The sequence below is a fragment of the Cohaesibacter marisflavi genome (assembly GCF_963665895.2).
Taxonomy (GTDB): domain Bacteria; phylum Pseudomonadota; class Alphaproteobacteria; order Rhizobiales; family Cohaesibacteraceae; genus Cohaesibacter; species Cohaesibacter marisflavi.
Window position 1 is genome coordinate 185,375 of sequence record NZ_OY762534.1, and the last position, 25,633, is coordinate 211,007.

26 protein-coding genes are annotated in these 25,633 nt (G+C 54.7%); 14 read left to right on the forward strand and 12 right to left on the reverse strand.

Features of this window, described 5'->3' with window-relative positions; translation table 11 throughout:
* Positions 1-5: 5 nt before the first annotated feature.
* The 4 genes from ACKPCT_RS01795 to ACKPCT_RS01810 are packed head-to-tail and all read right to left on the reverse strand — an operon-like array spanning position 6 to position 1,924.
* A complete protein-coding gene (locus ACKPCT_RS01795; protein ID WP_090074326.1) occupies positions 6-512 on the reverse strand; it encodes a hypothetical protein in 507 nt (168 codons plus the stop codon).
* A gap of 1 nt (position 513) precedes the next feature.
* Positions 514-669 (reverse strand): rod-binding protein, encoded by a 156-nt coding sequence (locus tag ACKPCT_RS01800; RefSeq protein WP_319568203.1) that lies wholly within the window; start codon positions 667-669, stop codon positions 514-516.
* A complete protein-coding gene (locus ACKPCT_RS01805; protein WP_319569459.1) occupies positions 612-815 on the reverse strand; it encodes a hypothetical protein in 204 nt (67 codons plus the stop codon). The genes ACKPCT_RS01800 and ACKPCT_RS01805 overlap by 58 nt, the downstream gene beginning before the upstream one ends.
* On the reverse strand, positions 815-1,924 hold the full coding sequence (locus tag ACKPCT_RS01810; RefSeq protein WP_090074329.1) for a flagellar basal body P-ring protein FlgI: 1,110 nt from the start codon (positions 1,922-1,924) through the stop codon (positions 815-817). The genes ACKPCT_RS01805 and ACKPCT_RS01810 overlap by 1 nt, the downstream gene beginning before the upstream one ends.
* 333 nt (positions 1,925-2,257) lie before the next feature.
* Between ACKPCT_RS01810 and ACKPCT_RS01815 the strand changes: the two genes are divergently transcribed.
* Together ACKPCT_RS01815 and dksA are read left to right on the forward strand one after the other, a co-directional pair.
* Positions 2,258-2,686 (forward strand): flagellar assembly protein FliX, encoded by a 429-nt coding sequence (locus ACKPCT_RS01815; protein ID WP_090074331.1) that lies wholly within the window; start codon positions 2,258-2,260, stop codon positions 2,684-2,686.
* A gap of 146 nt (positions 2,687-2,832) precedes the next feature.
* The gene (dksA, locus tag ACKPCT_RS01820; protein WP_090074332.1) at positions 2,833-3,249 is read left to right on the forward strand and encodes an RNA polymerase-binding protein DksA; all 417 of its coding nucleotides are present in this window, start codon (positions 2,833-2,835) and stop codon (positions 3,247-3,249) included.
* Between the two features lie 233 nt (positions 3,250-3,482).
* Here dksA and flgH read toward each other — a convergent pair whose 3' ends face one another.
* The 4 genes from flgH to flgF are packed head-to-tail and all read right to left on the reverse strand — an operon-like array spanning position 3,483 to position 6,833.
* On the reverse strand, positions 3,483-4,226 hold the full coding sequence (flgH, locus tag ACKPCT_RS01825) for a flagellar basal body L-ring protein FlgH (protein WP_090074334.1): 744 nt from the start codon (positions 4,224-4,226) through the stop codon (positions 3,483-3,485).
* A 2-nt stretch (positions 4,227-4,228) separates the two neighbouring features.
* The gene (gene flgA, locus ACKPCT_RS01830) at positions 4,229-5,260 is read right to left on the reverse strand and encodes a flagellar basal body P-ring formation chaperone FlgA (protein ID WP_175528133.1); all 1,032 of its coding nucleotides are present in this window, start codon (positions 5,258-5,260) and stop codon (positions 4,229-4,231) included.
* A gap of 22 nt (positions 5,261-5,282) precedes the next feature.
* Positions 5,283-6,068, reverse strand: coding sequence for a flagellar basal-body rod protein FlgG (gene flgG, locus ACKPCT_RS01835; protein ID WP_090074337.1), 786 nt, complete (start codon positions 6,066-6,068; stop codon positions 5,283-5,285).
* 24 nt (positions 6,069-6,092) lie between these two features.
* Complete coding sequence (gene flgF, locus ACKPCT_RS01840; protein ID WP_090074339.1) at positions 6,093-6,833, reverse strand: flagellar basal-body rod protein FlgF; 741 nt, start codon at positions 6,831-6,833, stop codon at positions 6,093-6,095.
* Between the two features lie 291 nt (positions 6,834-7,124).
* Between flgF and ACKPCT_RS01845 the strand changes: the two genes are divergently transcribed.
* The 5 genes from ACKPCT_RS01845 (at position 7,125) to ACKPCT_RS01865 (ending at position 14,239) form a co-directional block, all read left to right on the forward strand.
* On the forward strand, positions 7,125-7,625 hold the full coding sequence (locus tag ACKPCT_RS01845) for a flagellar basal body-associated FliL family protein (RefSeq protein WP_090074441.1): 501 nt from the start codon (positions 7,125-7,127) through the stop codon (positions 7,623-7,625).
* Between the two features lie 8 nt (positions 7,626-7,633).
* Positions 7,634-8,797 carry a flagellar motor switch protein FliM gene (gene fliM / locus ACKPCT_RS01850; RefSeq protein WP_090074340.1) on the forward strand — a complete coding sequence of 388 codons (1,164 nt, stop codon included), beginning with the start codon at positions 7,634-7,636 and terminating at the stop codon, positions 8,795-8,797.
* A complete protein-coding gene (locus ACKPCT_RS01855; RefSeq protein WP_090074341.1) occupies positions 8,798-9,373 on the forward strand; it encodes a DUF6468 domain-containing protein in 576 nt (191 codons plus the stop codon).
* Positions 9,370-10,089: a MotE family protein gene (locus ACKPCT_RS01860; RefSeq protein ID WP_090074343.1), complete on the forward strand. Its 720-nt coding sequence runs from the start codon at positions 9,370-9,372 to the stop codon at positions 10,087-10,089. The genes ACKPCT_RS01855 and ACKPCT_RS01860 overlap by 4 nt, the downstream gene beginning before the upstream one ends.
* 142 nt (positions 10,090-10,231) lie before the next feature.
* A complete protein-coding gene (locus ACKPCT_RS01865) occupies positions 10,232-14,239 on the forward strand; it encodes a hypothetical protein (protein ID WP_319568204.1) in 4,008 nt (1,335 codons plus the stop codon).
* A 150-nt stretch (positions 14,240-14,389) separates the two neighbouring features.
* Here ACKPCT_RS01865 and fliP read toward each other — a convergent pair whose 3' ends face one another.
* Together fliP and ACKPCT_RS01875 are read right to left on the reverse strand one after the other, a co-directional pair.
* Positions 14,390-15,118: a flagellar type III secretion system pore protein FliP gene (gene fliP / locus ACKPCT_RS01870; RefSeq protein ID WP_319568205.1), complete on the reverse strand. Its 729-nt coding sequence runs from the start codon at positions 15,116-15,118 to the stop codon at positions 14,390-14,392.
* Between the two features lie 95 nt (positions 15,119-15,213).
* Positions 15,214-16,839, reverse strand: coding sequence for a flagellar biosynthetic protein FliO (locus ACKPCT_RS01875; protein WP_319568206.1), 1,626 nt, complete (start codon positions 16,837-16,839; stop codon positions 15,214-15,216).
* Positions 16,840-17,195: 356 nt separating this feature from the next.
* Between ACKPCT_RS01875 and flgB the strand changes: the two genes are divergently transcribed.
* From flgB to cckA, 7 genes are all read left to right on the forward strand, one after another.
* Positions 17,196-17,573, forward strand: coding sequence for a flagellar basal body rod protein FlgB (flgB, locus tag ACKPCT_RS01880; protein ID WP_210186789.1), 378 nt, complete (start codon positions 17,196-17,198; stop codon positions 17,571-17,573).
* 110 nt (positions 17,574-17,683) lie between these two features.
* On the forward strand, positions 17,684-18,094 hold the full coding sequence (flgC, locus tag ACKPCT_RS01885; RefSeq protein WP_090074352.1) for a flagellar basal body rod protein FlgC: 411 nt from the start codon (positions 17,684-17,686) through the stop codon (positions 18,092-18,094).
* A gap of 57 nt (positions 18,095-18,151) precedes the next feature.
* Positions 18,152-18,472: a flagellar hook-basal body complex protein FliE gene (locus tag ACKPCT_RS01890; RefSeq protein ID WP_090074354.1), complete on the forward strand. Its 321-nt coding sequence runs from the start codon at positions 18,152-18,154 to the stop codon at positions 18,470-18,472.
* Positions 18,473-18,545: 73 nt separating this feature from the next.
* On the forward strand, positions 18,546-18,809 hold the full coding sequence (gene fliQ, locus ACKPCT_RS01895) for a flagellar biosynthesis protein FliQ (protein WP_090074356.1): 264 nt from the start codon (positions 18,546-18,548) through the stop codon (positions 18,807-18,809).
* A gap of 36 nt (positions 18,810-18,845) precedes the next feature.
* Positions 18,846-19,607 (forward strand): flagellar biosynthetic protein FliR, encoded by a 762-nt coding sequence (gene fliR, locus ACKPCT_RS01900; protein ID WP_090074358.1) that lies wholly within the window; start codon positions 18,846-18,848, stop codon positions 19,605-19,607.
* 53 nt (positions 19,608-19,660) lie between these two features.
* Positions 19,661-20,746: a flagellar biosynthesis protein FlhB gene (flhB, locus tag ACKPCT_RS01905; RefSeq protein WP_090074360.1), complete on the forward strand. Its 1,086-nt coding sequence runs from the start codon at positions 19,661-19,663 to the stop codon at positions 20,744-20,746.
* Between the two features lie 70 nt (positions 20,747-20,816).
* On the forward strand, positions 20,817-23,477 hold the full coding sequence (gene cckA / locus ACKPCT_RS01910) for a cell cycle histidine kinase CckA (RefSeq protein ID WP_319568207.1): 2,661 nt from the start codon (positions 20,817-20,819) through the stop codon (positions 23,475-23,477).
* A 131-nt stretch (positions 23,478-23,608) separates the two neighbouring features.
* Here cckA and ACKPCT_RS01915 read toward each other — a convergent pair whose 3' ends face one another.
* A complete protein-coding gene (locus ACKPCT_RS01915) occupies positions 23,609-24,526 on the reverse strand; it encodes a pseudouridine-5'-phosphate glycosidase (protein WP_090074361.1) in 918 nt (305 codons plus the stop codon).
* Between the two features lie 68 nt (positions 24,527-24,594).
* A complete protein-coding gene (locus tag ACKPCT_RS01920) occupies positions 24,595-25,527 on the reverse strand; it encodes a carbohydrate kinase family protein (protein WP_319568208.1) in 933 nt (310 codons plus the stop codon).
* Between the last annotated feature and the right edge of the window lie 106 nt (positions 25,528-25,633).

Genomic DNA, 25,633 nt, shown 5'->3' on the forward strand with positions numbered 1-25,633 from the left:
CTAGCTTATGAGCGTGTGTCGATGGAGATGCCCTGCTTCTGGCTTACTTGCACGGGGGCCTGACCTGCGTTGCCATACGTCTGGGCCTTGGCGCCCTTCTGGATCACCTCGTTGATGTCGCCTACCAGCTCGGAAGAGACTTCCTTGGCTGTCGCAATTACGGCCAGGTTGGTTTGCAGGGTGGACTGGAACATTTCATGGCGGCGTGCCAATAGTTCTGCATCCTGCGGGGCCAATTGCTTGACGAGCGAAGCGTTGGCGGCAATGGACTTCTGCAACAGCATATACTGAATGGAAAGCTGGTTCTTGGCTTCAACAAGATCCAGAGCTTCTTTGATTTCGCCGTTTCGCAGAAGAGCGGTTTCCTCAATCAAGACATTGTCGAGCGCATCCATGATCTGTTCGATGGCCCCAAGCAAGCGCTGTACGTCTTCGGGGCTGCCAATTGGGGCTTTGGCGAGCGCTGCGGCCTGGGTTACAGGATTCTGGGGGGCGTTCTGGTGCTCGGACATTTTATTGTTCCATTTCCTGCATGCTGATCAGCTCTCGCATTACGGAGTCCGCAATGCCGATGCCGCCAGCTTTTGTGATTTCATCTGCATAGGTTTCTGTCAGCAGACTGCGATAGGTGTTCTGCGCATAAGAGTCGCCGAATTCGTCTCCTCCCACGCCTCGAACATGCCCGAGAGCATTTGTGAGAGGAACACACTTTCAAATTCCTGAGCGGCCTGACGGGCCTGTTCTTCCCGGCTCAGGTTGGTTTGAAGGCCCTTGTTCTGGGCAATGGAAAAGGGGGTTGAAGTGACTGCGGTCATTACATCACCTCGATTTCTGCCTGAAGGGCGCCTGCGGCCTTGATGGCCTGAAGAATGGAAATCATGTCACGCGGGCCAACCCCCAGAGCATTGAGACCGGACACCAGATCGCGAAGGGGCACACTGCCTTGCAGCAGGGCCAGCTTTTTCTCGGTGTCCGTGTTGACGTCAACATTCGAGCGCGGAGCGGCGGCAGTCTGTCCGTTCGCAAATGCGTTGGGCTGGCTGATCTGTGGCGTTTCGCTGACGGTGACCGTCAGGTTGCCTTGAGCGATGGCGACGGTGCTGACGCGCACTTCCTGTCCCATCACGATAATGCCGGTGGTTTCATCGATAACGATCTTTGCGGGCAGATCCGGCTCCACATTCAGCTGTTCGATGTCCGTGATCAGGTCAACCATGTTGCCGTTGAAGTGTTTCGGCAGGGTAAGGCGGATGCCCGTCGGGTTCAGCGGCTCGGCAACCGGCTGGCCGATCAGGTCGTTGATTGTCTGTGCAATGCGGCGAGCGGTCGTGAGATCCGGGTTGCGCAGGGAAAGGCGCAGGGTCGTCATGCTTGCCAACTGGAAGGAAAGCTCGCGTTCAACCACGGCGCCGTTTGCGATGCGACCAGATGTCGGCACTCCTTGCGTCACGGTTGCCGCATCGCCTTCGGCGGTGAAACCGCCAATGGCAATCGGGCCTTGCGCAATTGCGTAGGTTTCACCGTCTGCACCCATCAGTGGGGTTACCATCAAGGTGCCGCCCTGCAGGCTACCTGCGTCACCAAGGGCACTGATTGTAGCGTCAATGCGCGAGCCCTGCACTGCAAAAGGAGGCAACGTTGCCGTTACGATGACGGCGGCGACATTCTTGGTGTTGAGGTTTGTGCCAGAGATGTTGACGCCCATACGTTCCAACATTGACTGCAAGCTCTGCTTGGTAAAAGGGGCGCTGTTGAGCGAGTCGCCGGTGCCATTCAGCCCCACGACAAGGCCATAGCCAATCAACTGGTTGTCTCTGATGCCTTCGAAGTCAACAATATCCTTGATCCGGGATGCGCTATGCGCCGGAAGAACGGCCATGCAGAGAAGTGCAAATACCGTCAGGATGAAAGAACGCAGTGACATTGTTGGTAAACCTTTTCAATCAGGCTGTTGGTGCTATGGGCTTTTCATTTTGCAAGAGTGTTCGCTATTCACTTTGCAAAGCATGTGCCAACAGGCGGGAGTGGCTGGTTTCTGCCAAGAAAGCGCAGAAAGGCACGCTTTTTAAAGGTATTTTAGAATGTTTCCGATAATGTTGAAATTAAGTCCACTGCAGAAATTGCCGAGTTGGTTAACGTTGCGTTAACTAATTGGGTTAATCTTTTCCTAAGGCGCCGGTTTCGGCGTCTTGCGGTTTTTTGTGCGGGATTGATTTGGTAGAGTTGGCGTGAGCCACAGATAAACGAAGGATTTGAAATGCGCGTTCAAGGTGGATCTGGAACAAAGCATATCGGAAAGACTGGCAAGGCCGGAGCGTCCAAGTCATCCTCTGGCAGTTTTTCTGTGCCTGAAGAGACGCAAAGCGCAACCCGCTCCCAGCAAACCGCCCAGAGCAGTGCTGTGCAGGACATGTCTTCGTTGCTGGCTCTGCAATCTGTCGATGATGCCCTTCAGGGTAAGCGTCGCAAGGCTGTGCGCAAGGGCAACAAGATGCTGGATTTGCTTGAGGAGCTGCGTATGGGGATTCTTTGTGGAACCCTATCGCTCGCCGTCTTGCAGCAACTGGAACGGCTGTCTAGCGATCATGAACAGACTGGAGATGAGCGAATCGATGCTCTTATTGAAGAAATAGCTTTAAGAGCTCAAGTTGAAGTCGCAAAACTTGAAGCTGTTTCCGCAAACTGAGTATCCGTTGCTAATTTAAGATCAGTTCCATGGGGTTACGCCCTAAAATTAATCTCTTTATACTTTTTTTATAATGAGTAGTTGTGCGCGAGCCTTGCTACCTCTATATAACTCTCGTCTTTTCCAGGGAACTAAGGGGTTAGCCCATGTCGATCGAGATAGATAGTGACTATCGTCCTTCGGACAGTGAGCCCTTCATGAACGAACGGCAAATTGAATATTTTCGTCTAAAACTACAACAGTGGAAAGACGATATTTTGAAAGAAAGCCGTGAGACTTTGCAGCATCTTCAGGATGAGAATTCTAATCATCCCGATCTTGTTGACAGGGCCTCTTCGGAAACTGACCGGGCGATCGAATTGCGCGCGCGCGACCGGCAGCGAAAACTCATATCCAAAATCGATGCAGCCTTGAAGCGGATTGAAGATGGATCCTACGGATATTGCGAAGATACCGGGGAGCCCATTTCTCTGAAGCGTCTGGATGCACGGCCAACGGCTACTTTGTCCATCGAGGCGCAAGAACGCCACGAGCGCAGAGAAAAAGTCTATCGGGACGATTGATCCCGATGGGTTGTCTGCTTTTTTAGTGAGCTGATACGAATTCAATAATAGAAGGCGCGGATCCTGGAGATGGATCCGCGCCTTTTATTTGTGATCAGGCCAAATTTGGGAGCATGGTTCTGATCACGGATCGGGAGGTCGGTTTGGGAGCGGACCTCGCCGGAAACCGGTCCTGGTGGTTATCAGAACCGATTGGGGAGCGTGGGAGCTGCGGGCTCAGGCCCGCAACGCGGTTAGAATGGCAGGATGACGTCCATGACCTGCTGGCCATAGCGTGGTTGCTGGACATCGGAGAGCTGGCCGCGGCCACCATAGGCAATGCGCGCTTCGGCAATTTTTTCCGATTCAATGGTGTTGTCAGACGCGATGTCTTCTGGCCGAACGATACCGGCGACGAGAATTTCACGAACCTCGAAATTGACACGGATCTCCTGACGGCCCTCGATCACGAGATTGCCGTTTGGCAAAACCTGAAGAACAACAGCCGCGACGGATGTTGTAATGGTTTCAGACCGATCAATGGCTCCCGTTCCTTCGGATGAAGAGGTGGATGACGCGTTGGCCAGATTGGTCGCGTCAATTTCATTGATGCCAGACAGGGCGCTGCCCAGAATGGAGCCGACAGAGCCTGTAAGGCCGACATTGTCGTTGCCGCTGCGGCTGCGAGAGGTCGTGTTGTCGATTTTTGCGCTGTCGGTGATACTGACCTGTACGGTGAGGATATCACCGACTTTGGCGGCACGCTGATCCTTGAAGAATTTGCGTGATCCGGTTTGCCAGAGCGAGTTCGGGCTATAGGCGGCCGGTTCTACGGTCGGCATCGGCATCTGCACAGGCTTGTAGCCTTTCTGGGTTGTCGGATTGTCGATGGCGGCCAGAGCAGGGGCCTTGCCGATATTTTTCAAACGTTCGCCAGCACCGCATGCGCTGAGCGCGGAAGCCATGAGGCAGATTGTCAAAATTTGTCTCGTTTTCATGATCAGTTGGCTCCAAGGGATGCGACGATACTGCCGGGTTGGCCGATTTCAAGCAGGCCATGTCCGATGACCTCGGCGCGGATAACGCGGCTGGTCTGGGAATTCTGTACAGGAATGACATCGCCCTTCGAGCCATCGGAGAGGGCCTTGCCCATGATGGACAGATTGAGGTTGCCTGCATTGAAGACGATGGTGACCATGTCAGACCGTTTCACCATGTCCGGCTCGGTGAAATAGGCCGCATTGGCGATGATGCCTGCGCGCAGAGACTGACGGGCAGCCTTGCCTATGACTTCGTTCAGAGTTGCCGCGCTTGCCACTTGCGCTTTCTGGCGTGGCATTGGCGTCAAGGTAACATCGGATTTCGAGATGATTTCGCCGCGTCGTATGGTGCGGCTCAGAACTGGCACCATGACGGTTTCCATCGCCTCGCCACCAAGGCGAATAACGCCAAGGTCGTCGCGCCCATAGATCTGCAGATTGGCAGAAAAGCGTCCGCTCATCCGGTCGTAGCGCAAGCTTCTGATTTCAAACGGGCTAAAGCCACCGGGGGCTGCGTGCTGGTCAGACAGGTGGTTCGTAAGCTCGATATCGAGCTTGGCTGTGTCATCGACATATCCCTTTGCCTTCAACTGGGCTTCCAGTTTGCTGAGAATGTCCATTTCGGTTACCAGCTCGGACAGGCGGGCGACGCGGACGACCGAAATATTGTTGGTCGTGATCCTGCTGAGACCTGCCTGCAGGGCGGCATCGATTACGCGGTCTGCCTGGATGGTGCCGCTTTGCCCCAGAGAAGGAGCGCGAAAAACGGCCTTGTTCGCGTAGGAACCAGCATTCTGGAACAGATCGCCAAGTGTTACCAGGCGGGTATCGACAGTGACATTCTTTTTCAGGATTGCGGTGTCGGCATTGAAAGTGGTCGCCCAAGCGCTCGGACCGGCAAGAAGAATGGCGCTGGTGGTCAGTGCGGTAAAAACGGCAGCCTTGATCCTGCGTCCCAAGTCGGCAGCCTTGCGTTCCCGATATGTGTTCAATGAAAATCTCATTTTATCTGGCCTAGCTTAGCTGTGAGGTTGCCGACAGCATGTCGTCTGCTGCCTGAATGACACGGGAGTTCATTTCATAAGCGCGCTGTGCTGCGATCAGGTCGGAGATCTCAGTAACCGAGTTGACGTTGGCACTTTCCAGATATTTTTGCAGCATGTTGCCGTAGCCATCTGCATTCGGAACCGCAACCTGAGGCGCGCCACTGGCGTTGGTTTCCAGAAAGAGGTTGTCGCCCATTGGTTCCAGACCGGCCTTGTTGATGAAGCGTGCCAGCGTCAATTGACCTAGTGTCGTGTTCTGCGTGCTGTTGCCGACGGTGACCTGGATCTCGCCATCGTTGCTGATGGTGATGTCGCGGGTGTCGTCGGGGAAGGTGATACCGGGCTGCACTTCGTAGCCATCAGCGGTCACCAGTCGACCTTCGCTATCAATCTCGAAAGACCCGTCGCGAGAATAGGCTGTTGTGCCGTCTGGCAGGGTAATCTGGAAGTAGCCTTCGCCACGAATTGCGACGTCCAGCTCCTTGCCGGTGCTTTCCAGTGATCCTTGCGACATGATGCGTGAGGTTGCGGCCAGTCTGACACCAGACCCGATCTGCACCCCGACTGGCACCTGATTGCCCTGTGCGGAGGTGTTGGAACCGGAGCGGCGCAGATCCTGGTAAAGCAGATCCTGAAACTGGGCGCGCTGCTTCTTGTAGCCAGTGGTCCGCATGTTGGCGATGTTGTTCGACGTGACCTCGACGTTGCGTTCCTGCGCCATCATGCCAGTGGATGCGATATGGAGGGCTCTCATTTTCGATCTCCTGTTCTAGTTGCGTCAGGCATTCAATCTGCCGAGTTTGTCAATTGCGTTCTCGCGTAGATCGTTGGTTGCCTTGAGCGCCTTGGCGAGAGAGCCATAGGAGCGCGAGACTTCGATCATGCGGGAAATTTCAACTACGCCATGCACGTTGGATTGTTCGACATGGCCACCCATGATGTTGGGATCTTCAACGGCAACAGCATTCTCTCCGATGAAGAGAGACTTGCCTTCCTTCTTCAGGGTTTGAAGATTGTCGAAGGTAACGACCTGCAGTTGCCCCAACTCGCCCTGATCTGATGTGATCAGGCCGTCGCGGGCAATTTCGAAGTTGGTGTCTTCGGGCGTTACCGTGATCGGGCCGTCAATGCCCTGAACCTGATAGCCTTCTGTTGTTACCAACTGGCCCTGGCCGTTGATTTCGAATTCGCCATTGCGCGTGTAGCGTTCCCCTTGCGGAGTGTTGACGACGAAGAAGGACGAGTCATCGTTGATGGCTGCGTTGGCCGGATTGCCGGTCGCGACGATCGAGCCGGGCTCGAACTGAAGCACGATGACGTCATCTTGTACATAGGACAGCTTTTTGTCCGAAGACCGAAAATCGTTCATTTCGGCCACGGGCATGACATATTCCTTGAACAGCAGGTTGTCTGATTTGTAGCCTGCCGTGTTGATGTTTGCCAAGTTGTTGGCGATTACATCCATTTTACGCCGCAGAACCATCTGCCGCGTCAGACCTATAAGTTGTAGGTTCTCCATAACCGTTAACCACTTTGCTCCCAAATGATGCGCATCTCTGCTCCCCAGCGTGATGCGTTCAATGTTTGTTAAGCATGATGCGTGCCAAATTGCGAAAGCTATATATTTCAATAGGTTGTTGATTTATAATTGGCGCTGCGGCAATGAATTCAGGGTGCAAAAATGCCCAGTGGGAAAAAGTTGCCTATTTGGCTGTGGTTAAGGTTTAGAAAGGTTTTGTTAACCTTTTCTGCGCTATTTATTAAGGGTTATTAACCATGATTGATGAATCGTTATCAGATTGGGTCCGATATGTCGGAAGAGAATGAAAATGGTGAAGAAGAGGGAGGCTCTGGCGGCGGCAAAAAGAAGCTGATTGTCATCGCAGCCCTTGCGCTCGTTCTGCTGATTGGCGGTGGCGCTGCAGCCTATTTCTTCCTGTTCTCCTCTTCTTCTTCCAACGAGTTGATAGAGCCGGAGAACGATCCGAATGCAGAGCCAGAGAGCAAGGCCTATTTCTACGATCTGCCTGAAATGACTGTGAATCTGAATTCCCAGAACCGTCGTGCGCAATATCTGCGTCTCAAGGTGTCTCTGGAGCTGATCAGTCAGGAACAGGCGCAGAAGATCGAGCCGTTCATGCCTCGGGTGCTGGATGCATTTCAGGTTTATCTGCGAGAGCTCAGAACGCGGGATCTGGAAGGATCTGCCGGTTTGTTCCGCCTCAAGAGAGAGCTGTTGAAACGGATCAATGATGCGATTTATCCGGTTAAAGTGAATGATATTCTGTTCAAGGAAATCCTGATTCAGTAGGACTTCAAATGGCTGACGATGATGACAGCGTAGACCTGATGGCCGATTGGGGCGCCGCTCTGGAAGAGCAGGGTGCCGGTAGTGCCGATGAAATGGCTGCGCAATGGGCTGCGATGATTGACGAGCCGATGGACGGGGACGAAAATTCCTCGCGCGGCGCTGATCGTGTGCTTAATCAGGAAGAAATCGACAACCTGCTTGGCTTCAGTCTGGATGATGGCTTTGCCGGCGAGCGCAGCGGTGTGCGTGCGCTGATCGACTCGGCCATCGTTTCTTACGAACGTCTTCCAATGCTGGAGATCGTGTTCGACCGCCTGGTTCGGATGACGACCACCAGCCTGCGCAATTTTACTTCGGACAACGTCGAGGTTTCTCTGGATTCCATCACGTCAATCCGGTTCGGGGATTATCTGAACTCTATTCCGCTGCCCGCCATTCTGACGGTGTTCAAGGCTGAAGAGTGGGATAACCTTGGATTGATTACGGTTGACTCAAGCCTCATCTATTCCATCATCGATGTTCTGCTTGGTGGCGGGCGGGGCACATCTGCGATCCGTGTCGAAGGGCGTCCTTATACGACGATCGAGCTGAACCTGGTGCGCCAGATGATCGACATCGTTCTTGAAGATGCCGAGGCTGCATTTGCGCCGCTGTCACCGGTCAATTTTACGCTGGAACGTCTTGAGACAAACCCGCGCTTTGCGGCGATCTCCCGCCCTGCCAATGCGGCCATTCTGGTTGAATTGCGCATCGATATGGAAGATCGCGGCGGCAAGATTGAAATGTTGCTGCCTTATGCGACCATCGAACCCATTCGTGATCTACTCTTGCAGATGTTCATGGGTGAGAAATTCGGGCGTGATCCCATTTGGGAAGGGCATCTGGCAACGGAAGTCTATCATTCGCAAATCAGCGTTGATGCGCTTCTGTTCGAGAAGAAAATGTCCCTTAATGACATCATGAAACTGGATGTCGGGCAGACCTTGATGCTGGACAGTGGCCCGGATGATCCGGTGCGTCTGAAATGCGGAAATGTCTATCTGACCAAGGGGGTCATGGGACAGCATAACGGGAATATTTCCGTTCAGGTATCCAATAAACTGGCTAAGCCGAAAATGACGCTTTCTGCGTTTGAAAAAGCCGCTCAGGGCGGATCTGGAAAGGGTGAGTAGATGTCTGCTGGAATGATGATTGAATTGCTTGTCGCCTTTTTGCTCGTTCTGACGATTGGCTATTGTATAACGCTGAACCGTCGACTGAAACGGTTACGCAATGATGAAGAAGCTTTGCGGGCGACCATCGCGGAATTGATTACGGCGACCGAAATTGCAGAGCGCGCCATTCTGGGCCTGAAGGCAACCGCAGGGGATTGCGACAAGAATTTGTCCCATCGTCTGATGGAAGCCGAGCGGTTGGCTTCTGAGCTGCAATATTACGTTTCCCAAGGGGAAGGTGTCGTTGGCCGGCTGGTCAAGATTTCCGACGCAGTGCGTGGCGGCGCTGTCGCTGCAGCCGCCGAGCCACAGAAGCTGGCCGCACACGCTGCTCTTGATCGCGATGTGGAGTATGACCGCGTCAATAGCGGGTATCGTGGTGTTTCTGCTCATGCGCATTATGAAGCCATGGAGCGCGAACAGTCTGCGCCGTTGGTGGAAGCAGTTGAAAAACCCCGTAATCTCAAGGATGTGGCTGCGGCGACGTCTGAACGTTTGATGGCCATTCGGCAAAAAAGAGGTGTTGCGGCATGACCCAAGTGCGTTTGCTTCCAACCGTTCTTATCGCGGTTGTCGGGCTATTGTTTATCAAGGTGGCTCATCTGGTGGTCTATAGTGACATGTCTGCCGTATCCACCACGCCCGCACTGGCTCAGGAAGCGCCTGCACCTGCTGCTGATGGTGGCGCTGCAGCGGGAGATACTGGCAATGCTCCAGCTCCGGCTGATATGCCCGCACCGAATATGGATGAAGAGCCACCCTCTCTGGTGGATGGCATGCGGATTGATCCGACCCAGAGTTCGCGCTCCGAGCTTGCCATTCTGGAGCGACTGGCCAATCGTCGCAAGGAACTGGACGAACGCGCCAGAAGTATCGAAATGCGTGAAGCCTTGCTGAAGGCGGCAGAGAAGCGTTTGCAACAGCGTGTGGATGAACTCAAGTCGCTTGAGCAGACCATTGCTCTGGCGACCAAGAAGCGCGACGAGGAACAGCAGGCGGACATCAATCGTCTGGTAGCCATGTATTCTTCGATGAAATCCAAGCAGGCTGCGCAAATCTTCGAAGTCATGGATCAGGACATTCTGCTTGATATTGTCAAATCCATGAAGTCACGCAAGCTGGCCGCAATCATGGGCCAGATGAAGGCGGAATCAGCCAGCTCATTGAGTGCTGCAATCGCCAATAGCAATTCGCTCGAGCAGAATGTGCAGTCGCTGGCGGCGGATGAATTGCCCCAGATCGGGAATTAGTCTGGTGATTGATGCAGACGTGTTTAACGGCTTTGGTAATTAGCCGGAAAGCATTTTCGTTTAGGTTGGTCTCCAGAGAAAAAGATGGGTGATGTTCGTATTTGCAGATCACCCGTTTTGCTTTGAGATCCGGAGAGCTTTTATGACGGAGACGGCGCGGCAGTTTGCGTTGAAATATGATCAGGTGTGCAGCCCGATCCGCTCCCTTGCGGGTGGACTGGGGCGTGGACTTGCATCTTTCATTCTGCTTTGCCTGCTGTTTGTCTCGGTCTTTGCAAGCCATAGTTTGGCGCAGCAAATTGACGGCGGCGCAGATGGCTCGCAGACCGGCGAGCTTGAGATCGTTACAACCCAGGAAGAGGGGTTCGGGCGGATCATTCTCAACTTCAAAGGGCGCAATCTGTTGCCGGGCTACTCAATCAAGCAGGAAAACAGCATTTTTGTTATCCGCTTCGATGAGTCTGTCAATTCCTCCCCGGTTATGTCTTTGCCAACAATCCTGCCGGATTATGTCACGGTTGCGCGACTGGATCCGGACGGGCAGGGCATCCGGATTGCGTTGAAGCCCAATGTGCGTATCAACACTATGGAAGCGGGCGAGCGGTTATATATCGATCTGTTGCCGACCAGTTGGACAGGCCTGCCGCCTTCCTTGCCGCCAGAAGTGGTGCGCGAGCTAGCCAAACGCGCTGAAGAAGCGTTGCGTCTTGCCAGATCTCTCGAGCAGGCCAAAAAAGGCTCGCAAGTACGCCCCAAACTCGATCTGCGGATCGGTGATCATCCGACCTTTACGCGTGCGGCTTTTATCTGGAACATTCCCTTTGACTCCACATTCGAGCGTCAGGGGCCGGAAGTCCGAGTGTTTTTCAACCACAAGGCGGATGCGGATCTATCCAAGCTGCGTGCAGAGCTGCCTCCTTTGGTGAGTGACATTCAGATGTCCCATGAAAATGGAGGCACGCTGTTCAGGATTTTTGTGGCGCCCACATCGGATGTACGTGCTTTTCGCGAAGATGATTCCTACATCGTCGACATAACTGGCGACAAGGTTCTGTTTCAGGCGCAGGGCGCTGAAGACAGTATCACACGTGCCGTCTCTAGTCCCGGCGACAGTGGAGTTCTTATCGCCAATGGGACGGGGGGGAGCGCAGATGCTGCAGCGCCTGCAGGCAACAACCGGTTAGCCGATGCCAACAATTGGCCTGCGGCAGATACGAATAATGCAGCTGACGAGGTCATTCTCGGGCCGGGGCCGAATGGTGAAAGTCAGGACAATGCGCTCTTTGCCAATTCGCAAGTGACCGAGCCAATCGCTCCGACCGTTGCTGGTGCAGCTGACCCGAATGCTCAGAATGCAGCGCTCAACGGGGCGCCCGATGAGCGCTATCTTGCCATACCACCGGCAGCTGCTGAAGCGGAGGCGGTCAATCCGCCCTCGATGTCTGGTGCGACCGCCAAGGTGGAAGCCCCTTCCGAGCTGGTGCCAGCGCCTGCGCAGGTTCCGACGCCAACTCCATCACCGGTGGTGATTGAGGAAACGACGGTACCTAATGTCGACGTTATGCCTGTCGCGCCGGAACAGCAGCAAGCTCAGATGCCAATTGCTCAGGCAGGTACGACCCAGGAGCAGGTTCTACCCGGTGAAGAGAGCATATCAGGTGCGGCCAATGCAGAACGTATGACTGGCGCTTTGCCGGATTTGACCGCGCAAATGCTGCCTGTCGAGGCCAAGGCCTTCGGGCGTTCGGTTCGCCTGTTCTTTCCATTCAAGAATCCCACTGCGTCTGCCGTTTTCAAGAAAAGTGGTGTCATCTGGGCCGTGTTCGATACGCCGCTAGGGCTTGATGTCTCTGCGGCGCGCGGGCAGCTGAATGCCATCGCGGATGATCTGGAAGTATGGCGCTCCGGTCGTATTGCCGTGTTGCGCATTCCGCTCAAAAACTCCCGTCTGGTCACATTTTCCCCTGAGGGATATGGCTGGCTTTTGACGATCGGAGATATGGTGGTCGAACCGACCAAACCGCTGCATATGGCGCGAACCAAGATCAGCGGCGGTCGCTCTGCCATGCGCGTTAAGTTCGAAGGTACAGGAAGTATCCTCAAACTGCGCGATCCGGGCACCGGCGAGAATATTCATGTGGTCACCGGGCTGGGGCCTGCGCGCGGCTTTGTCAAATCGCAGCAACTTGTTGATTTCGCCACTCTGGTTTCTGCGCACGGCATTGCGTTGACCGAAAGAGTGGATGATTTGCAGGTGGCGCGTGATGGCGGGTTCATTTATATCAGCTCGAGCAACGGCTTGACCCTGTCAAACTCGGGAGCAGCGAAGGTCGATCTGAGTGGGCTGACCTCCGGAAATGGTACTGTGAGGGAGACCTACCTTAATCTGGAGTCGCTGATTGCTCCGTCGCCGACGGTTTTTACCCGCGAAAGACAGGCGCTGGAAGCGAAGGTTTCCCAGTTTGATGACCAGATGGCCATTCAGAGCGAAATGGCACTCGCCAAGCTGCTGCTTGCCAATGGTTATGGCACGGAAGCGCTTGGCCATTTGCAGATCATTGAAGATACAGCCCCAGAATTTGCGCGCGGTCGCGGGTTTCGCACATTGTTTGCGGCTGCCGAACTGTTTTCTGGACGGCCGGATTCGGCTTTCCGTCGGCTAAACCATCCCGAATTTGACAATGACGCAGATGCTTCTGTTTGGCGTGGTCTGGCCGCTGCCCGTTCGGGGCGCTGGCGAGAAGCCGAGGACGCTCTGGATCTTGCCTCAACGGTGGCTCAGGATTACAGCATTCATGTGCGCAACATGATGTTGCTGGACGGCGTCGAAATTTCCTTGTTGGACCAGCAGTTTGGCAGCGCATCTGCTGCTTTGGCCGAAGTGAATCCTGCTTATCTGGATCAGGAAGGTGTTGCGCGCTACAATCTGCTACGGGGCAAGATTGCTGTTGCAAGAAATGAATCCGCCGAGGCGCTGGAAGCCTTCAAGACAGCGCGGGAGACCCGATATCTGCCGATTGCGACAGATGCGTGGTTGCAGGAAATCAAGCTCAAGAATCAGGAAAAGCAGCTCACCAATGACGAAGCCATTGATGAGCTTGAGGGACTGACGACCATCTGGCGCGGCGATGACGTGGAACTGAATGCTTTAAGGAGCCTTGCTCATCTTTATGTCGACAAGGGGGAATTCCGCAACGCCTTCGAAACCCTGAAGGCGGCGACCAGTTCGGACGCGGCTTCGGACGTGACACGCGTTTTGCAGGAAGAAATGAACGGCGTGTTTTCGTCGCTCTTTCTTGATGGCAAGGTGGATGAATTGTCGGCCATCAAGGCCTTGTCGCTCTATTACGACTTTCGCGAGCTGACGCCGGTTGGCCGTCGCGGCGATGAAATGGTCCGGCGCCTGGCCGACAAGCTGGTGGAAGTGGATCTGCTGGATCGTGCCGAAGAGCTGCTTAAACATCAGGTTGACAATCGCCTCAAGGGAGCCGCCCGCTCACAGATTGCTGCCGACCTGGCTGTGATCTATTTGCTCGACCGTAAACCCAACAAAGCGCTGGATGTATTGCGCAGGACGCGACAGTCGCAGTTGCCGCTTTCTCTGGAGCGTCAGCGCCGGTTGGTTGAAGCCAAGGCTCTGGCAGAGTTGAACAAGGTGGATCTGGCTCTTGATCTCATCAAACCCCTGCAAGGGGGAGATGTGGAGCAATTACGCGCCGATATTCTCTGGCGCTCCAAACGCTGGCAGGATACTGCCGAGCAAATCGAGCAGATGATGGGAGATCGATGGAGCGTGCCGGATCCGCTGGATCAGGATGAACAGACTAACATTTTGCGGGCGGGTATTGCCTACAGCCTTTCTGATGACCGGTTGGGGCTGGATCGTCTGCGCAGAAAATATGCCAAGATGATGTCGGATACGCCTGTTTCTGGCGCGTTTGATGTGGTGACGCTGCCCATTGAGCAACGCAGCGGTCAGGAGTTCCAGGCCATTGCACAGGAAATTGCGGGTATCAGTACCATGGAGCGGTTCCTCAAAGAATATCGCAGCCGCTATTTGCAGCCCAATGGCGGGGCTGGCAATGTTGCCGAGCAGGCCGTTCCAGCTGCTAATGCTGCAGGCAATGGCGAGACTGCACCGCAAGCCTGATTTCCTCCTGTTGACCATGAAGTCACGATCCCGGGCTTTGGTTGGCATGGTATCTGGGTGGCGCGAAAGGTAGATAGCAAAATAGCGGCGCACCCTGAAGGGCGCACCGCTTGGACTTCTTCTTTTATACTCGCGATAGAAAAGGGGAGGCTAGCTCCCCAGGAAACTACGCACGAGCGATCCTGTGATCAGGTTCCAGCCATCAATCAACACAAAGAAAATGAGCTTGAACGGCAGCGAGATCACGACTGGCGGCAACATCATCATGCCCATCGACATGAGAATGGAAGCGACCACCAGATCGATGATGATGAAGGGCAGATAGATCAAGAAGCCAATCTCGAAACCTCGTCTCAATTCACTGATCATGAAGGCCGGAACGAGAACGCGGAGGCTCAAATCTTCCGGTGTTTCCGGCGCTTCCTGATTGGCCATGTCGAGAAACAGAGCAAGGTCATTCTCGCGCACATGCTGTCGCATGAACAGGTGGAAGGGGCGAGATGTGAGATCAAACGCTTCGGCGGGTTCTATCGTGCCCTGCACCAGCGGTTCGATGCCGGTATTGTAGGCTTCCTCAAAGGTTGGGGCCATGATGAAGGCCGTCAGGAATAGCGCCAGTGATACCATCACCGTGTTGGGCGGCGATGTTTGCAGGCCAAGCGCCGAGCGCAGCAAAGACAGCACCACAACAATCCGGGTGAAGGATGTCACCATGATCAGGATCGATGGGGCAAGGGACAGAACCGTGATTAGGGCGACCAGTTGAACTGCCCGCTCTGTCAGGGTCAGGTCATCCCCGAAGCCAATGGAGAGCTGCTGGGCGAAGGCCGGGTTGGGATAGATCACCAAGCAGAAGGCCGCGATGGCAATGCAACTCATGACCCCTAGAAGCAGGAAACGGCCCCATGACCGGGGCCGAGTACCTTTATGCTTTTGGTCTCGTGCAGCTGACGTCTCTTTCGAGCTGAATAGGTTCATTTTTTAATTTCGCTCGAAAGCTCATTCAGGAGCCTGTTGATCTCGTCATCGTAGGAAGCAGATTTGGAGAGAGGCTCGATTTCGGGCTCTTGATCGGCCTTGTCTGACGAGGGGGCCTGCGGTTTGGGCTGTGCTTCGCCCGCAGGTGGGGTGGGCTGCGCCTGCTCATCACTGCGCTGTTCCGAAGGGGTTTGTTGCTGTTGTGGCATTGGACGGGGCCGCTGTGGCTGCGGGGTCGCCGCTGCCCGTTGATGCGCTTCAGCCTCATTGGCAGCGTCAGGATTTTGCCGAGGAGCCTGTGGCTTTCTTTCCTCTTGCGGCTCCGGGCCGCGAGATTCCGCAGCTTGTGGCCGAGGCCGCTGCGGCTGAGGACGTTGGGCCTGAGAAGGTTGAACCTGTGGAGCTGGCTTTGGATCTGCTCCCTGGTCTCCCCTTTGTGATGCCTCAACAGACGCCTGATCAGGCTGCTGAGTTGGCTGAGAGAGCGTTTCTGTTTCCTTGCCTGCAGCTTTGCTTCCCGCGTCAGCTGAGGCCGAATCCTGTGCATTGGTGGTCTGCTGTTCAGACGGCGTTCTGTTTGCTTCAGCGCGCTGCTTAGACGTCTCTGGCTCCCTCTTGGCGCTTTCAGGCTGATCAGGAGAAGACGGTTTAGGCGATTTCTGCGTTGCAGGAGCCTGCGCTTCAGAAGCGCGCGCTGCAGTGGGCAGTGCTTCGATAGGTTGGTTTTTGGAAGCGGAGGTCTCTCGTCCAGCGGGATGCGTAGGCTTGCTATCCTGCTCTTTGACAGCCTTGACATCATGTTCGCCGGACGACGGCTTTTCGCCATTATCTGGCTGTGCGATGGGCGAACGCTTTACAGGATCGACATGCTGTCCGTGATCCTGAGGAGCTGCGGGATGGATGGTACGTGGCGCTTCCGGTTTCGGTTGCGGCTGCGCGTCCTGCCTACTCTGCTCAGAGGCCGAGCCTTGATGAATGACAGGGGCTTGCTGTGGCCGTGGGTCTCTTGGTTGCAGGTTGTTCCGTTCGGCCGGATGGACCGGTGGCGCCATGCCGGGGCCACCGGTGCGGGCTGCTGGTCTTTGCAATTGGTCCTGTGGGCGCTGCATATGAGGAGCTGTCGGGGAGCCTGAAACCGGTTGGCCTGGCTGTTGTGCCGGGGCTGCCGGACGCTGAGCCTGCATGCGAGGAGCGGCCGTTGATGTTGGTTGGGATGTCTGCTGCTGGGCAGGCATCTGCTGTGCCGGGCTGGACGGTGCAGGAGCTGGCTGCGCTAATGGCGGTTGAACAACCGGTGCGGCCTGTTGTGGCTGCATCTGTGCATGTGATGGCTGCTTCTGCATTTGCTGGGCGGGGATGTGATGTTCGACCAACAGGTCGGATTCTCCGCCGATGAGCAACAGATGCTCGACATGATCGCGCTGCACCAGAAGCAGGCGACGCTTGTGATCCACCGCGATCACTTCCTTGATTGACAGCCTTGGATCTTCACCCTGTCTGGCAATGCGTGCCGATACTAGATTCAGCTTTTTCATGATCCATGTCAGTAGAAATATCAAAATCAGGATCACGCCAAAGCCGATCAGGACCTGAACAAGCACTCCGCTTTCAATGCTCAACATAGGGTTTCCAATCTTGTCTTTATTCAGTCGTTGTGAGTTCAGACTCGTGCTTTCCATTTCTGCGTACAGCGAAAAACATGCCTCGAGCGAATCTGAATCTATGATTGCATTTTAACAATCTTGAAATATTTTTGGCGGTTTTTATACGCAAAATGCAAATTTTACCCCTTGTAATTTTTTACAGAACAGTCCGGTTTCAGCCAATTTTTCTTGTGACTTCCAATTCGTTAATGACTTGTTAACCAATTGATAGGCAAAATTTGCCGCAAGAGCTGATGAAGGCATCGCCTTGCATTGCTGCGCACTCAAATTCACGAGGCAAACCTTTGGCAATTGGAGACCTGAAACTATTTTCGATGCTTCGTTCCAAGATGCATTGGCATCAAACGAGGCAACGCGTGTTGGCCGAGAATATCGCAAACGCGGATAGTCCCCAATATAACGCCAAGGATCTTGCTCCGGTCAATTTCGATAGTGTCCTGAATATCCCGCGCGAAAGCGGGCTGCAGACACGCAAGACCAACAGCCATCACTTGCAGGGAAAGGCGATCTTTCCGGATAACAAGCTGGTTGGCAAGGATGTGGACGGCTTCGAAGTGACACCCTCGGGTAATAACGTGAATCTCGAAGAGCAGATGATGAAAGTGACGGCCAACCAGATGGACTATCAGGCGGTTGCCAGCCTTTATTCCAAGGGCTTGGGGATGATCCGCACTGCTGTCAGAAAAGGTTAGAGGCTGAGCACGTGCCTTGGCGATAGTCCGGGGCCCTGGGCTCGGGATGAGGTTTGAAACGCGTACGGGATCAATGAGGGTTCGACGCCAATTGAAAGGAAGAAGACGAGATGGATTTCCTGAAATCGATCATGATTGCAGCTTCCGGCCTGCATGCGCAAAGCGGCCGCATGCGTGTGATTTCGGAAAACATTGCCAACTCTGATTCTACGGCCAGGGAGCCGGGCGGGGACCCTTATCGGCGTCAGATTCCGTCCTTCCGCTCGCGGTTTGACAAAGAGGTTGAGGCCAATCTTGTCGAATTGGGTCGTGTGTTGCCCGATCAATCGGACTTCCGCATGCAGTATGATCCGGGCAGCCCGGCAGCCAATGACGAAGGCTATGTGAAGCTTCCCAATGTCAATTCCCTGATGGAAGTGACCGACCTGCAACAGGCGCAGAGAAGCTATCAGGCCAATCTGAACGTCATTACCGCCACCCGCCAGATGGTCACCAAGACGCTTGATATTCTCAAGGCGTAATCCGTTCCTAATCGCCCCCAACCCCAATTGGCCGTGCTGGGCCTGACGAGTTAACCAATGATTAATACTTCCTTGAGTGCTGCGAACGCTTATAATCTAGCTCAACAGCTTACGAATCAGACTAACCCGGACCAGTCACTGCAGAAGGCCGCCGATACGAAACCCGATTTCGGAGCGATGGTCAAAGACGGTGTTCAGGGCGTGCTCGACAAAGGGGATGTTGCCGAGAAAACCGCAACATCCATGATTGATGGCAAGGCCGATGTTGTTGATGTCGTAACTGCGGTTGCTGAAACCGAAGTGGCGTTGGAAACGATGGTATCCATTCGGGATCGTGTGATCTCCTCCTATGAGTCGATCATGCAGATGCCAATCTAATGGAATGGGCGCGTTTTGCGCGCCTTTTCGTGCCGGATCGGTTTCTAGCCTCACCATCTGAAGGAGATTTGATATGACCGGTCCGGAAGTACTCGATATTGCGCGTGAAGGCGTATGGGTGCTAATCAAGATCGCTGCGCCGCCAATGGTTGTCGGGTTGGTGATCGGTGTGGTCATTGCTCTTTTCCAGGCGTTGACGCAGATTCAGGAAATGACCTTGGTGTTTGTGCCCAAGATCATTGCCATTTTCCTCACCATTCTCATTACAATGCCCTTTTTCGGGGCGACATTGAGCACTTATATGCGAATGTTGATGGAGCGTGCCATTTCAGGCTGACGGTTCTTACCCAGCGTCTGACGGTGCGAATGAAGCATGCTCATCGACCTCCTTCCTCAAACGGCCTACATCTTTGTTCTGATCTTTTCCCGGATCGGAACCTTGTTCATGTTGCTGCCAGCTTTTTCTGAGCAGGCGGTATCTGTGCGTTTGAGGCTGGTGATTGCCTTGATGACCTGTCTGGTGCTCTATCCCATGGTTTCGGGCAACTATGGGGCCGTGCCGGGCACCTTTACGGGTATTCTCGTTGCCATGGGGCGGGAGATGATTGTGGCCGCCTTGATCGGGCTTTCCGTAAAGCTGGTGATGGCGGCCTTGCAGATTGCCGCGACCACAATTGCTTTCCAGATGGGTTTGAGTTTTGCCATGGGGTCGGACCCGTCTTCTGGCCAGCAGACGGTGCAGATCGGCACCTTTCTGAGCATGCTGGCCGTGACGATGATCTTCATCACCAATCTGCATTACTTGATGATTGCCGCGATGTATGACAGCTATCAACTGTTTCCGGTCAATCAGCCGATTCCGATCGGAGATATTGCCCAATACGCAACGGATATTCTGGCAGAGTCTTTTGTTATCGGCATCAAACTGTCATCACCCTTTATCGTCTATGGGCTGATCTTCCAGTTTGCGTTGGGGCTGTTATCCAGACTTATGCCGCAGTTGCAGGTGTATTTTCTGGCGATGCCTGCCAACATCTTTGTTGGCCTGTTGTTGTTGATGGTGCTTCTGGTCACGATGATGACCTGGTATCTGGGGCATGTTGAAGAGGTGCTTGGCAATTTTATCGTGCGGTGACGAGCCGCGCATTAGGTGAGTGCATTTGGAAAGACAGGATGTAGGAGACTGTCATGGCCGATGAAAATGACGACTCAGAAAAGTCGGAAGAGCCCACGCAAAAGCGTCTTGATGACGCGATAAAGAAAGGCGATGTGGCCAAGAGTCAAGAAGTATCCGCCTGGTTCTCCATGATGGGGACCGGACTGGTGCTTGCTGTGCTTGGTGGCTATATTGCCAAGGGCGTTACCAACAATCTGAAGGGTTTCATCGAGCATTCCTGGGACTTGTCGATCAATGGCTCACTGCTGGCCCAGCTCTGGGCCAAAGTGAGCTATTCAATGCTCGGCATTCTTATTCTGCCCATGTTGGCGCTTGTGACAGTGGCTGTGATCGGCAATCTCATTCAACACAGATTCGTCTTTACCACCGAGCCCATTAAACCAAAGCTCTCCAAGGTCAGCCCGGCCAGTGGTTTCAAGCGCCTTTTTTCCAAAGAGAGCCTTGTTAATTTTGCCAAAGGACTGGTCAAGCTCGGTGTCGTTGGCGCCTTGTTCTGGTTTCTGCTTTATCCCGAGCGCGACAAGCTGGACGTGGTGATCGGGCTGGAGCCGCTTGCGCTGTTGCCGCTAGTGCAAAGTCTGGCGATCAAGCTTATTTTCGGGGTGATCCTCTTTATGGCGGTGGTTGCCGGTATCGACTATCTCTATCAGCGCAATCGCTGGCATGAGAAACAGAAGATGACCATGCGTGAGGTCAAAGAGGAATACAAGCAGCAGGAAGGTGACCCAATGGTCAAGGCCAAGCTGCGGCAGGTGCGCATGGAGCGCAGCCGCAAGCGCATGATGGCCGCTGTTCCCGAGGCCTCTGTGGTGCTGACCAACCCGACGCATTATTCGGTGGCGCTCAAATATGATGCCGGAGCCATGCAGGCGCCTGTCTGTATCGCCAAGGGGGTGGATGACACGGCCATGCGCATTCGCGAGATTGCTCGTGAGCATGAGATTCCGATTATCCAGAATCCTCCTTTGACCCGGGCGCTCTATGCCACCGTTGAAATCGACGATGAAGTTCCTGAAGAACACTATAAAGCTGTTGCTGAAGTGATCAGCTACATCATGAAACTGAAAAATCGGTCAAGTTGGTCTAGCCGCAACTGAAGTTTTCAGGCAACTTGAAGACCAACGATTCTAGAAGGCATAGCCGCTAAGCAAGGCAGGGACACACCAGATGGGCAAGCTGACAGGTCAGGAAAACATGGAGCCGGCCATGATCGATCACAGTGAAGGATCTGGAAGTATCAAGTGGCTGTTGTTGCTTGCTTTTCTTCTTGTTGGCGTGGCTGTTGCCCTGGTCGTTTTCAAAGGCGAGATCGGTGGCCAGATCCAACTGGTGTTTTTGAGCGTTCTGGCTGGCTTGGGGATTCTCTCCCTGCTGGGCTTCGCTGTGGGGCTGATACAGCTGGGTAATCCGGCGCCTGCACCGCATCTGACGCGACAATTTGTGGATAGTATGAATGAGGGGATCCTTGTCTGCGATGGCAAGGACAGGCTCGTTTATGCCAATACTGAATATGCCCGCTTAACGGGGGCCGAGGATGCTTCGGCCATTCGATCCATAGAGCGCAGCTTTGCTGGCGAACCCGACGCAGCTGAGGCGATCTATCGCCTGTCTGAGGCCGTGCGCTCCGGCCGTCCGGCGCTTGAGGAATTTCGCCTGTTCAAGGCACCCAGCGGTGGAGGCGATGATGAGCATGAAACGCAGGCGCGCTGGTTCCGTATCCGCGTGCGCAAAATGCAGGATATCGGGGTCAGCGGCAAGGTTGAGGATTTGTTTGTCTGGCAGGTCAGCGATATCACGCGCGACCGAGAGCGGCAGGAAAATATCTTTCAGGAACTGCAGCTTGCCATCAATTATCTCGACCATGCTCCGGCAGGCTTCTTCTCGGCTGAGCCGGATGGGCGTGTCATCTATATGAACGCAACGCTGGCGGATTGGCTGGGCTATGATCTGGCGCAGTTCGAGCCGCGGCAATTGAACCTCAATGAGTTGGTTCCCGGGGATGGAACAGCCCTTCTGGAAGCGGCCAACAGCGCGCCGGGAATGCCGAAAACCGAGATGATCGACCTGGATCTGGTCAAGAGCAACGGCCAGAGCTTGCCGGTGCGCCTGATGCATCGGGTGCCGATGGCGTCTGACGGTACGCCGGGTGCGTCTCGTACGCTGGTGCTGAACAGAAGTCCGGGCGAGGATATTTCCGAAGAGTTGCGGGTTGCCGAGGTGCGCTTTGCGCGCTTCTTCAACAACACCCCGATTGCCATTGCCGCGCTGACGGGCGACGGTCGCGTATTGCGCACCAATGCGCCTTTTGCGCGCATGTTCAAGGCTGAAGTGCCCACTGAAAAAGGGGTGCAAGAGGGAGAGAGCGAAGAAAAGACGCCGTCTATCCTCAATCTGGTCGCCGAGAAGGATCAGGAGAATCTCACCGCAGCAATTGAAATGGCTCTTCAGGGCCAGAGCAATATTCTGCCGGTGGAATGCCTGCTTGCCGAAGACAAGAACCGCACCGTGCGCTTCTTCCTCTCCGGAGTGGAAGATAGCGAAGGGGATGATGAGCAGATCATTGTCTATGCGCTTGAAACGACAGAACAGCGGGCGCTTGAGGAGCAATTTTCCCAGAGCCAGAAAATGCAGGCCGTTGGCCAGCTGGCCGGTGGTGTTGCCCATGACTTCAACAATGTGCTGACCGCGATTATCGGCTTTTCCGATCTGTTGCTGACCAGCCATCGTCCGAGTGATCCTGCCTTTCAGGATATCATGAATATCAAGCAGAATGCCAACCGCGCCGCATCGCTTGTGCGGCAGCTTCTGGCCTTCTCTCGCCGCCAGACGCTGCGCCCGCAGGTACTTGCGTTGGGGGATGTTCTGGCTGACCTCTCGATTCTGTTGGATCGTCTGCTCGGCGAAAAGGTCGATCTTGATCTGGTGCATGGACGCGATCTCTGGCCGGTCAAGGCAGACCTCAACCAGCTTGAGCAGGTGATTGTCAACCTTGCGGTGAATGCGCGCGATGCCATGCCGGATGGGGGCCATCTGACCATTCAGACGCGCAATATGGGCAAGGATGAAGCCGAGGAAATGCCCTACAAGCAGCTGGAAACGGCTGACTATGTGCTTTTGGAAGTGGTCGATAGTGGTACTGGTATTCCCGCCGATATTCGCGACAAGATTTTTGAGCCTTTCTTCTCGACCAAGGATGTGGGCAAGGGCACCGGCCTTGGCCTGTCGACCGTTTACGGCATTATCAAGCAGACGGGTGGCTTCATCTTCCTTGAGAGCGAGATGGGGCAGGGCACGACCTTCCGCATCTTCCTGCCGCGTTATGTGGAAGAGGCCAAGGCGACAACCATTGATGCGGCGGCAACAGATGATCCCGAGCAGCAGGCACTTGAAGTGGCTGCCGACGAAGCGGGCAAGGAAGTCGTCAGCGAGGCTCCTCCTGCTGTCACCGATTTGACTGGTAACGCCACGATCCTGCTGGTGGAAGACGAAGAGGCTGTGCGTGCCTTTGCCGCTCGTGCTCTGGCCTCGCGTGGCTATCAGGTTTATGAAGCTGGGTCCGGTGCCGAGGCGCTCGAATTGATCCATGAAATCGACGAGCCGATTGATCTGGTTGTATCCGATGTCGTCATGCCCGAGATGGACGGTCCGACTATGCTGGGCGAGTTGCGTAAGATCAGACCTGAGCTGAAGGTCATCTTCATGTCCGGTTACGCTGAGGAAGCCTTCCGCAAGAATTTGCCGGATAACGAAGAATTCGGTTTCCTGCCCAAGCCTTTCTCCTTGAAGCAGCTGGCTACCAAGATCAAGGAAATGCTCGACGACGCGTAAGCGTGCGCTTCGCTTCTCTAAGGGCGGGCGGAATGCTGCGCTTCGGTGATAAACGCGATAAAAGACAAAAAGAAAAACCCGCCGATCTCATGATCTGCGGGCTTTTGTTTATTGCGGTCTGATTGCGTGGCCTAGAGGGCCTTGGCAATCCGGGCTGCCAGACGAGCATTGTTCTTGACCAGAGCGATGTTGGTAACAAGGCTGTCGCCTTCGGTCAGATCCTTGATGCGCGAGAGCACGAAGGGTGTGACTTCCTTGCCTGAAACGCTGCGACGGTTTGCTTCGCTGATGGCTTCAAGGATGAAGGTTTCCATTTCGTTGCGCGGGATCTCGTCGGCTTCGGGCACAGGATTGGCAACAATCATGCCGCCTTCGAGGCCAAGGGCCTTGCGCATGGCATAGAGAGACGCGATATCCTTTGGGTCATCCAGGCGCAGCGGACAGGAAAAACCGCTTTCTCGGGACCAGAAGGCTGGAAATTCGTCAGTTCCAACGCCAACAACCGGCACCCCAAGAGTTTCAAGCACTTCAAGCGTCTTGGGAATGTCGAGAAGCGCCTTGACGCCAGCTGAGACCACCATGACAGGGGTTTTTGCCAGTTCCTGAAGGTCGGCAGAGATATCAAAGCTCTCTTCTGCGCCCCGATGGACACCGCCGATGCCGCCTGTGGCAAAGGTGGAGATGCCTGCCAACGATGCGCAGATCATGGTGGCCGCGACGGTGGTCGAGCCGCTCTTGCCTGCTACAAGGGCATAGGCGAGATCGGCGCGGGAAAGCTTCATGATGTCGTTGCGCTGTGCCAACTCTTCAACCTGTTCGGTTGTAAGACCCACATTGATCACACCATCCAGAATGGCGATGGTTGCCGGACAAGCGCCTTCTTTGCGGATGATGTCTTCCACTTCCAGTGCGGTGGACACATTCTCGGGATAGGGCATGCCATGGGTGATGATGGTTGATTCAAGGGCCACGATGGGCTTGCCTGCGGCGCGGGCAGTTGCCACTTCGTCGCTATAGATGATGGGCAAGGAGGAGGTTTCAATGCTCATGATGGTCGGCTTTCTTGTTCGCTCTTATCTAGAGGGCTTCTACCACTAGGGCAGGGAGCGCTTTAAGGCTAGCTTTGGGGGATGTCTGCAATGCAGGAATCCAGAACGGGGCGGTTTAGCATGTCCGGTACGGCTTGTTCACTCATCAGGCTGAGGCTTGCGCCTGCCATGCCATAGGTGAGTGCCTTTTCAAACGGAACCTTGAGCAACAGGGCATGCAATACGCAGGCCGTCAGGGTGTCGCCTGCTCCGTTGGAGGATTTGATCTTGACCGGAGGAGCGGGCAAGGTCCAGCTCTCGTCTCCGCGCCATGCGCTCAGCCCGGAATTGCCCTTGGTGATGATGCCGGACTTGACGCCAGCTTCCGAGAGGATCTCTGGTAATGCATCAAGCTCGGCAAATTCATCCGCCAGAATAGCTGCTTCTGCCTCGTTGCAGAAGAGCAGGTCAATATCGGGCAGAATATCCTTGGCGCGATTGGCCTTGGGACCGGACACCGCGCTTACGGCCAGTTTGTGACTGCCCTTGTTCTCGGCAAGGGCCTGAAGTACAGACGGGGAAAGATTGGTGTCGGCAACGATTTTTGAGGGCGTGGGGAAGATGTTTAGGCAGCCAATGACTTCCTCGACCGGATAGGTGTCATAGATTCCCATGTCGGCAATGGCTGCTACGAGAGCCCCATTGCTATCTTCAATCGCGGTGTAGGTCGCGCTTCTTTGCTTCACGCTGGTCAGAATGAGAGAGATGTCGATATTAGCTGCGAGCAGCTGCTGCTTGAGCAATTCGGCATCGTCATCCTGACCGGAAATGGTCGAAAGGGCGACATTCCAACTGAGCTTGGCCAGACAGCGGGCAATGTTGCCTGCCACGCCGCCGACATTTCGGGTGAGAGTGCCGGGGTTGGATTGTTCCGGCTCAAGGCGAGCGGTGGAACGGGCGATCCTGTCGATATGGGCACCGCCAATCACGAGGATATCCGGAGTGAAGGAAACAGGGGTCATGCTCTGCTCAAGCTCATTTCAAGTGGTGACAACACTATCAGACTTGTCGGGATGCGACGAGGAAAGAATGGTTTCTTTTCGCGCCTCATAGAAAAACCGCCGCTTG